At 52.7% G+C, this 8,637-nt stretch carries 8 protein-coding genes and 1 other annotated feature; of the genes, 5 read left to right on the top strand and 3 right to left on the bottom strand.

The annotated features are described in order from the left end of the window. Positions 1-76: 76 nt before the first annotated feature. The gene (locus tag DPV68_RS14460; RefSeq protein ID WP_114167469.1) at positions 77-628 is read right to left on the bottom strand and encodes a hypothetical protein; all 552 of its coding nucleotides are present in this window, start codon (positions 626-628) and stop codon (positions 77-79) included. A gap of 163 nt (positions 629-791) precedes the next feature. Between DPV68_RS14460 and DPV68_RS14455 the strand changes: the two genes are divergently transcribed. Further along, positions 792-1,262 (top strand): GNAT family N-acetyltransferase, encoded by a 471-nt coding sequence (locus DPV68_RS14455; protein WP_114167468.1) that lies wholly within the window; start codon positions 792-794, stop codon positions 1,260-1,262. A 90-nt stretch (positions 1,263-1,352) separates the two neighbouring features. After that, positions 1,353-2,069: an alpha/beta fold hydrolase gene (locus DPV68_RS14450; protein ID WP_114167467.1), complete on the top strand. Its 717-nt coding sequence runs from the start codon at positions 1,353-1,355 to the stop codon at positions 2,067-2,069. A 32-nt stretch (positions 2,070-2,101) separates the two neighbouring features. Here DPV68_RS14450 and mnmM read toward each other — a convergent pair whose 3' ends face one another. Both mnmM and mnmL read right to left on the bottom strand, forming a co-directional pair. Further along, positions 2,102-2,674, bottom strand: a complete 573-nt coding sequence (mnmM, locus tag DPV68_RS14445; protein ID WP_114167466.1) for a tRNA 5-(aminomethyl)-2-thiouridylate-methyltransferase MnmM — start codon at positions 2,672-2,674, stop codon at positions 2,102-2,104. Continuing rightward, entirely contained in the window at positions 2,628-3,605 is a 978-nt protein-coding gene (mnmL, locus tag DPV68_RS14440; RefSeq protein ID WP_232819667.1) for a tRNA modification radical SAM protein MnmL/YtqA, read from the bottom strand. Before mnmL ends, mnmM begins: the two co-directional genes overlap by 47 nt. Before the next feature lie 176 nt (positions 3,606-3,781). Between mnmL and DPV68_RS14435 the strand changes: the two genes are divergently transcribed. The 3 genes from DPV68_RS14435 (at position 3,782) to leuS (ending at position 8,559) form a co-directional block, all read left to right on the top strand. Beyond that, a complete protein-coding gene (locus tag DPV68_RS14435) occupies positions 3,782-4,963 on the top strand; it encodes an MDR family MFS transporter (protein WP_114167465.1) in 1,182 nt (393 codons plus the stop codon). A 129-nt stretch (positions 4,964-5,092) separates the two neighbouring features. Next, a complete protein-coding gene (locus DPV68_RS14430) occupies positions 5,093-5,839 on the top strand; it encodes a bacteriorhodopsin (RefSeq protein WP_114167464.1) in 747 nt (248 codons plus the stop codon). Positions 5,840-5,896: 57 nt separating this feature from the next. Next, positions 5,897-6,115 (top strand) — a binding site (T-box leader). Positions 6,116-6,153: 38 nt separating this feature from the next. Continuing rightward, complete coding sequence (leuS, locus tag DPV68_RS14425) at positions 6,154-8,559, top strand: leucine--tRNA ligase (RefSeq protein ID WP_114167463.1); 2,406 nt, start codon at positions 6,154-6,156, stop codon at positions 8,557-8,559. Positions 8,560-8,637: the final 78 nt, after the last annotated feature.

Here is an 8,637-nt window from a genome sequence, read left to right as displayed (position 1 = left end):
GGCAAATAAAAAAGACTGCAGGCAATGTTTTGTCTACAGTCTGAAACGACCTTTCACTCGAAAGGTCGTTTTCTTGTTAAGATTGGTTTTTGTCATCCTTAGATGTATCGTCGCTCGAAGAATCGTTAGAAGAAGAATCATTAGAAGAAGAATCGGATGACGTTTCTTGGCCAAGCGCCGTGTCTTTTGCCTCGACCACTTTCTCGCCGATCGATTGAAGGTCGGATTTTGCTTCCATGGCGGTTCCGGCAACTTTTACCAAGTCTTGTTTCACCGTATCCACTTCACCAACGACTTTTTCATAGACATTTTGAACATCGGTGGCCACCTCTTGGATTACACCAGAGGCTGATTTTACTTGATCGATGACTTGTGATGCTTTTCCGCTCGGATCTTTTGCGACTTCACTTACTAAACCACCCACAGATGATTTAGCAGTGGAGAGGGATTGTTTTGTATTTTGACGATTTGATGAGCTAAGGAGAGCAAGAGCACCTCCAACAACAGCCCCTAAAAGAATTCCTTTCATCAATGTAATGCGGGGACCATTTGATTCTGCAGAGTCAAATTGGCGATTCGGATTGTTGGCTTGCTCGACTTGTGGATCATGTTGTAATTTCGGTTCCATAGTAACACTCCTTTTTTAAGTTGGCATTGATACTGTTATACCCAACACAAAATGGAAAATAACGTCTTCCTTCATTTCGACATCAAAAAGTAATAAGCAGGCAGGATATTTTTTTGCTGATGGGGAATGATACTACTAGATTGGCCAAAAGGGGGATGCCGTTATGAAGATCAGGGAAGCCGTACCAGAAGATGCCGCCACTATTCGCGACATCGCACTCGCAACGGTCAGTGAACAGGACGAGGTTCGTTCAAAAGTGATGGAACGGGCTTATCAGCAAGAAGAGATTGTCCGCGCCATCAGTTCGAGCGAGGAAGCGAAAGAACAGTTGTTCATTGTTGGTGAGGCCGAAGGCGACGTCATCGGGTTCTATCATGCAATCGACCGCGGAGACACGTGGGAAGTGCTACGCCTCTATCTTCATCCGGCCCATCACCGACAAGGTCTCGGAACGGTCCTGCTGACGCATCTACGTGAACGTAAAGTACAACCGATCGAACTGTACGTCGAAAGCTCGAACGAGCAGGCGATCGCCTTTTTAAATCATGAGGCGTTCATCGAGTTAAATCGGATTCAAGAGGAAGTATACGATCAACCGATGGAACTGATCCATTTACGCTATGACCCGAGCTAAGACCCTAGACGGATTTTCTGACAAACATCAGTCTCGGCTGATGTTTTTTGTTAGTATAAAAATATGGACATAATAAAATGAGGTGACAGCATGACATACGAAGAAGAATCACGAAAAGGGGTCATCGTGATCGTCTATCCGCTCCAGTTCACGTCACGCTTGAGCGAGGCGTTTTTAGGACGGTTGCGAGATGAATATGAAGTTCTCGTCGTTACCGGACAGACGGTCGGCTTGACCGCGGAAGACCATAAACTGTTAATCAAGAACACGCTACGCGAGGCGAGCCAGTACAAGTTGCCGATCCATGTCATCGCCTTCAGTCTCGGGGCGTTATTGACGAATCGGTTGCTCCAGGAATACGAGGTGCCGCTCGGTAGTTTGACGTACATCTCGCCCTTGTTCGATTGGCATCCGTCCCGCCAAATCGGTGGCTTGAAACAAGTCGTCGCCAGTGCGGTCGACCGTTTCCGTCCGGATTTGCCGCTCGGCATGATGACGTTCATGGGTGGTGGGGAAGAGTCGTCGCGCTTCGGGGAAATCACGTACGGCCAATACCGTGAAATCGAAGAGGAAATCGTCGAACATCAGGAAGAGAAGAAACATTTGCCGCGGCTGCCGCTCGCTTGCTTCTATGCGCCGGACGACCGCTTCGCCGATGTGAAGCTGACGCTCAACGTCTGCCGAAAAATCGGCGGCGACCAAGTGTACATCCGTCGGCTCGAAGGATTCCCGCATTTCGGCTATGAACGACTGAACACGAAGTTCGCGGAGACGCTTATCACATTTTATGAATTGATCCGAGAATAACAAAACAGGCGACTCGAGCGAGTCGCCTATTTTCATGTACGTTTTTCAATCGCCACGATAAACGGGGGATGATTGATTTGATTGATGAAGCCGTAACGGAGGACGCCGGCGCGTTTTTGATCGAGTGACTCGGCATATGCGAGCACCTCGTCGCGCTCGACCTTGCCACTCTCATGGCCATGATAGATGACGACGACGATGACACCGCCGACGGCCATGACGTCGAGCAATTGCTCAAGGGCGTCGATGGTCGTGTTGCCCGTCGTCGTGACCGACTTGTCACTTCCCGGCAAGTAGCCGAGATTGAACACGGCCGCGGTGATCGGACGCGTCTCGTTCGCGACGATCGCTCGGACCGTGTCATGGCTGTCGTGGATGACGGTGACGCGGTCCGTCCATTCTGCCTCTTCGATGCGAGTGCGTGTCGCTTCGACCGCCGCTGCTTGGACATCGAACGCGTAGACGTGGCCAGATGCTTGGACGAGTTCAGCTAAAAACAATGTATCGTGCCCGTTGCCGGCCGTCATATCGATGGCGACGGCACCAGGTATGACGTGTTCACGGAGTAGGTACTTCGCGAACGGTAAGACTCTCATTAATCCCATGGCTCTCATCCTTCTTTTTTCCTTGGAAGGAATCACGACGCACCAGTTCGGCATCGATGGCGTTCAAGACGGCCATCTTGTGCCGGCTCCACGTCGGACCGATCAACAGATCCGGTGGCCCGTCACCGGTCAACCGATGGATGACGATCTCGGGCGGTAACAATTCAAGCTGGTCGCAAACGAGCGAGACGTAAGTCGTCTCGTCCATGAGCTCGAGCAACCCTTTTTCATATTGCCGGGCGAGCGGAGTCTGTTTCAAGACGTGGAGCAGATGAATCTTGATTCCTTGTATGTCCATTTTAGCAACTTCTCGCGCCGTGTCGAGCATCATCTCCGTCGTCTCGCCGGGGAGACCGTTGATGATATGGACAACGACGCGAATGTTGCGCCGGCGCAGTTTGGCCAGACCATCGAGGAACGTCTTATAGTCATGGCCCCGGTTGATCTTTTTCGCCGTCGTATCGTGAATCGTTTGCAGGCCGAGTTCGACGTATAAGGACGTCCGCTCATTCAACTCCGCGAGATAGTCGACGACGTCGTCCGGCAGACAGTCCGGTCGGGTCGCGATCGACAGACCGACGACGCCATCCTCCTCGAGGGCGGGCTCGAATAGTTCACGGAGCCGATTGACCGGGGCATACGTATTGCTGAACGCTTGGAAATAAGCGATGTAGCGGGCTTGTCTCCACTTGCGGTGCAACCGTGCCTTCACTTCGGCGAATTGGACCGGAATCGGATCACAGGCGTTGCCCGCGAAGTCGCCGCTGCCGTCATCCGAACAGAACGTACAACCACCTTTCGAGACGAGGCCGTCCCGGTTCGGGCAAGTGAAGCCGCCATCGAGGGGGACTTTGAACACTTTCCCGCCGAACTCGCGGCGATAGGCTTCATTCAATTTGTGATATCTGGCTTCGCCAAATGGATGTTGCATAAATATCCTCTCCTTCTTTGCTCATGCTATCACAAGGATTCAACTCCTTTACTTCATAATAAGTAATTTTTCTTGACAGTTATGGGGTGTTCCGTTAGCTTGGAGAAGGACTTATTCTTGATTCGGCCGTCGAGCCGAATTTTTATCGTTTAATGGGAATGAAAGGAGTAACGGGTATGAACAACAAAATGCCGATTTCGGTATGGATTTTGGTCATCGCGATGGCGCTCAATACGACGGCGGCGTCTTTTTTATGGCCATTTAACACACTCTATATAAACGGATATTTAGGCGAGTCGATGACGCTCGCAGGGATTGCCCTCCTCGTCAACTCGGCGCTCGCCATCGCGGGGAACTATATCGGAGGCACACTGTTTGACCGCATTGGCGGGAAACAGACGCTCATCCTCTCGGTCGGACTGTTGCTCGCGAGTTCGCTCGGGTTCTTGTTGTTTCATGCGACATTCCTTGGTTACTTGGGCTGGCTTGGATTGATTGGCTTCTCCGGCGGTCTTGTTTTCCCGACCGTGTATGCCTTCGCCGGCTCGATTTGGCCGGAGGGTGGCCGCCGCTCGTTCAACGCGATTTACGTCGCCCAAAACGTCGGAGTCGCCCTCGGGACGGCAATGAGCGGACAAATCGCGCGCATCGACATCGAGTGGATTTTTTATGCAAACTTCTTCCTATCGGTTTTGTTCGTCGTCGTCCTCTTGTTCGGGCTTCGCTATTTGAAGGACCCGGCCCGTCCAATCGTCCAGTCGCAGCTTGAGGCGGCGGCGACGACATTGTCAGGCGCGACGATGAAATCGATGTGGTTCGTCGCCATCGGCTATGCGGCCCTTTGGTTCGTGTACGTCCAGTGGCAAGGAACAATCGCCGTCCATTCGAAAGACCTTGGCGTGACGATCAGCCAGTATTCATTGCTTTGGACGGTGAACGGCGCCTTAATCGTCTTCGCTCAACCGCTCCTCAACCGTGCGTTACGTTACTTTGAAGACGATTTAAAGAAACAATTGGTCGTCGGCGCCGTCATCTTCCTTGCCGCCTTCGTCATCGTCCCGTTCGCGGGCGGCTTCACGATGTTCATGGTTGCGATGATCGTCATGACGATCGGAGAGATGTTCATTTGGCCGGCGGTCCCGACGATCGCCGCGAAACTCGCACCATCAGGGAAAGCCGGACAGTTTCAAGGGCTCGTCAATATCGCGGCCTCGGTCGGTCGGATGATCGGACCGACGCTCTCGGGTCTCGCGTTTGATGTACTTGGCATGAATGCGGTGTTCGGTCTGTTGCTCATCCTCATTGTGACGGCACTCATCTTCTTCATGAAGATTCGGACACTGAATGTTCAAAATTGACCGGTTTCGCACATTGACTGCATGTCCGAATGAAGCGAGGACAGGTTCAGCCAGATAAAATGAAGTCAAAGGATCCTTTCACATAATCGTTCCGTCGTTTCCTGTTTCAGCAATGAGGAGATGTACAGCATGAACGAAGAGGTCAATCTGCTCGTACTCGCGACCCAGTATATGTTTTGGGTCGCCTTTGTCGGAATGGCAGCCGCCACGCTCTATTTTTTAGTCGAACGGAATAGTCTTGATCCAGAATATCGGTCTGTCGCCACCGTCGCGGCTTTGGTCACGTTCGTCGCTGCGATTCATTATTACTTTATGAAGGACGCGGTCGGTGATTCGGGTCTGCTATCGGAAATCACGGGATTCCCGACGGAGATTCGCTATATCGACTGGCTCGTGACGACGCCGCTCCTGCTCGTGAAGTTCCCGCTCTTGCTCAGTCTGAAAGGGAAGATGAAGACGGGATTATTGACGAAGTTGATTGTCGCCGACATCATCATGATCGTCGCGGGATATCTTGGCGAGTCTTCAATCAATTTGAATGGCGGCTTCACCCAGCTTGGATTATGGGGCTATCTCGTCGGTTGTTTGGCTTGGATCTATATCATCTATCTGTTGTTCACGAACGTCACGAAAGCGGCCGAATCGTCTCCGGCCCCAATTCGGAAAGCGCTCCTCAACATGCGTTTGTTCATTTTGATCGGTTGGGCGATTTATCCGATTGGCTATGCGGTCACGTTGTTTGCGACCGGTGTCGAAGTCCAATTGGTGCGAGAACTCATCTATAACGTCGCCGATTTGATAAACAAGGTCGGTTTCGGGTTGATTGCCTTCTTCGCGGTCAAAACGATTTCGACGCTTAAACAAATTAAGACGTAAAGATAAGTTGACGTTGACGTAGATTTTTATCTTGCGCTAGAATGTAGAGGTGAGATAAAAATTGCGTTGATAAGGAATAGTATCGTGACGTCTGTATGTGTAGAGAGCCGGTGGGTGGTGTGAACCGGTATATGGACCGCGAGAACTCGCCTTGGAGCAGTTCGCCTGAACGAATAGTAGGGTGAACCGGAGTTACGCCTCGTTACCGGCGTCTCAAGTGGCAGAAATGCAACATGGGTGGTACCGCGGAAAGCTTTCAAGCCTTTCGTCCCATTACCGGGGCGGAAGGCTTTTTATTATGCAGAGGAGGATGAATGTTGGACTATTTTAAACATCAAGACATCGAGCCGAAATGGCAAAAGCGTTGGGACGAGAAAGATGCATTCCGGACGACAGAAGACCCGGACAAGGAGTGTTTCTACGTCCTTGACATGTTCCCTTATCCATCAGGAGCCGGACTTCACGTCGGTCACCCGGAAGGTTACACGGCGACAGACATCATCGCCCGCATGAAACGGATGCAAGGTTTCAACGTCCTCCATCCAATGGGGTGGGACGCGTTCGGTCTTCCGGCCGAACAGTACGCCCTCGACACAGGGAATGACCCGCGCGAGTTCACTGAGCGCAACATCGGCACGTTCCGCCGCCAGTTGAAAGAACTCGGTTTCTCATACGATTGGGACCGTGAAATCAGCACGACCGACCCGAAATACTACAAGTGGACGCAATGGATCTTCACACAGCTCCATGACCGCGGACTCGCCTACGTCGACGAAGTCGCTGTCAACTGGTGCCCGGCCCTCGGGACGGTACTCGCCAACGAAGAAGTCATCGACGGGTTGTCGGAGCGTGGGAGCCATCCGGTCTACCGTGTGCCGATGAAACAGTGGGTGCTTCGCATCACGGAATACGCCGAGCGGTTGCTCGATGATTTAGAAGGGCTTGACTGGCCGGAAAGCGTCAAAGAGATGCAGCGCAACTGGATCGGCAAGTCGGTCGGAGCCGAAGTCGATTTTAAAGTCGACGGTCACGATAAAGTCGTGACGGTGTTCACGACACGTCCGGACACGCTTTACGGCGCGACATACGTAACGCTCGCACCGGAGCACCCGTTCGTGAAAGCGATCGCGACACCGGAACAAACCGTCGCCATCGAGGCGTACGTCGAAGAAGTCTCGAAAAAGACGGACCTCGAGCGGACCGACCTCGCCAAAGAGAAGACCGGCGTATTCACAGGCGCTTACGCCATCAACCCAGTCAACGGGGAGAAGCTTCCGATTTGGATTGCCGACTACGTGTTATCGACATATGGCACCGGCGCGGTCATGGCCGTTCCTGGACATGATGAGCGCGACTATGAGTTCGCGAAGACGTTCGACCTTCCAATCCGTGAAGTCGTCACAGGCGGCAACTTGGATGAGGCGGCGTACGTCGAGGACGGCGTCCACGTCAACTCAGGTTCGCTTGACGGCCTCAATAAAGCCGATGCAATCGCCAAGATCATCGAAGAACTCGAACTCGCTGGCACCGGCCGTGCCAAGACGACGTATCGTCTCCGCGATTGGTTGTTCAGTCGTCAACGCTATTGGGGTGAGCCGATTCCGATCGTTCATATGGAAGATGGCACGCTTAAAACGGTACCGGTCGAAGACCTCCCACTCGAACTCCCAATCATCGATGAAATCAAACCGTCGGGTACGGGCGAATCACCGCTTGCGAACGCGGACGAGTGGTTGACGTACACGGACCCGGTAACCGGTGAGAAAGGTCGGCGCGAGACGAACACGATGCCGCAATGGGCCGGCAGCTGCTGGTATTACATCCGCTTCATCGATCCGCACAATGAGGACATGATCGCGGACCCAGAGAAGTTGAAGCGCTGGCTTCCGGTCGACTTGTATATCGGTGGTACGGAGCACGCGGTCCTTCACTTGCTCTACGCTCGCTTCTGGCATAAAGTGCTTTATGATATCGGCATCGTCCCGACGAACGAGCCGTTCCAAAAGCTCTATAACCAAGGGATGATCCTCGGTGAGAACAATGAGAAGATGTCGAAGTCAAAAGGAAACGTCGTCAACCCGGACGATATCATCAAGTCGCACGGTGCTGACACGCTTCGCCTTTACGAGATGTTCATGGGGCCGCTTGACGCAGCCATCGCTTGGTCGACGAACGGTCTTGACGGCGCTCGTCGCTTCCTTGACCGCGTCTGGCGCTTGTTCGACCAGACGGAACTCACAGATGTTGCGCCGTCGGCTGACTTCGAACGGACGTACCATCAGACGGTGAAGAAAGTGACAGAAGATTACGAGGCGCTCCGTTTCAACACCGCGATCTCGCAACTTATGGTCTTCATCAACGAGGCGTACAAACAAGACACGCTTCCAAAACAAGAGATGGTCAACTTTATCAAGATGCTCGCTCCGGTCGCGCCACACTTGGCCGAAGAGTTGTGGGAGCGTCTCGGCATGACAGAAGACTTGACGTACGCGGCATGGCCGACGTTCGATGAGTCGAAACTCGTCAGCGACACGATTGAAGTCGTCATCCAAGTGAACGGCAAGCTCCGTGCGAAGATGCATGTGGCCCGCGACGCTTCGAAAGAAGTACTCGAGGCCGATGCGCTCGAGAACGAACGCGTTCAAGAGTTCACGGAAGGGAAGACGGTCCGCAAAGTGATCGTCGTTCCAGGGAAACTCGTCAATATCGTCGTCGGATAAGCAAAGGAATGTGTGACATTGTCACACATTCCTTTCAGACTGTAGACAAAACATTGCCTGCAGTCTTTTTTATTTGCC

This window comes from Exiguobacterium sp. TNDT2, from assembly GCF_003331145.1.
Taxonomy (GTDB): Bacteria; Bacillota; Bacilli; order Exiguobacteriales; family Exiguobacteriaceae; genus Exiguobacterium.
Note: the sequence above shows the minus strand (reverse complement) of the source record. Positions and strands in the feature narration are given on the sequence as shown.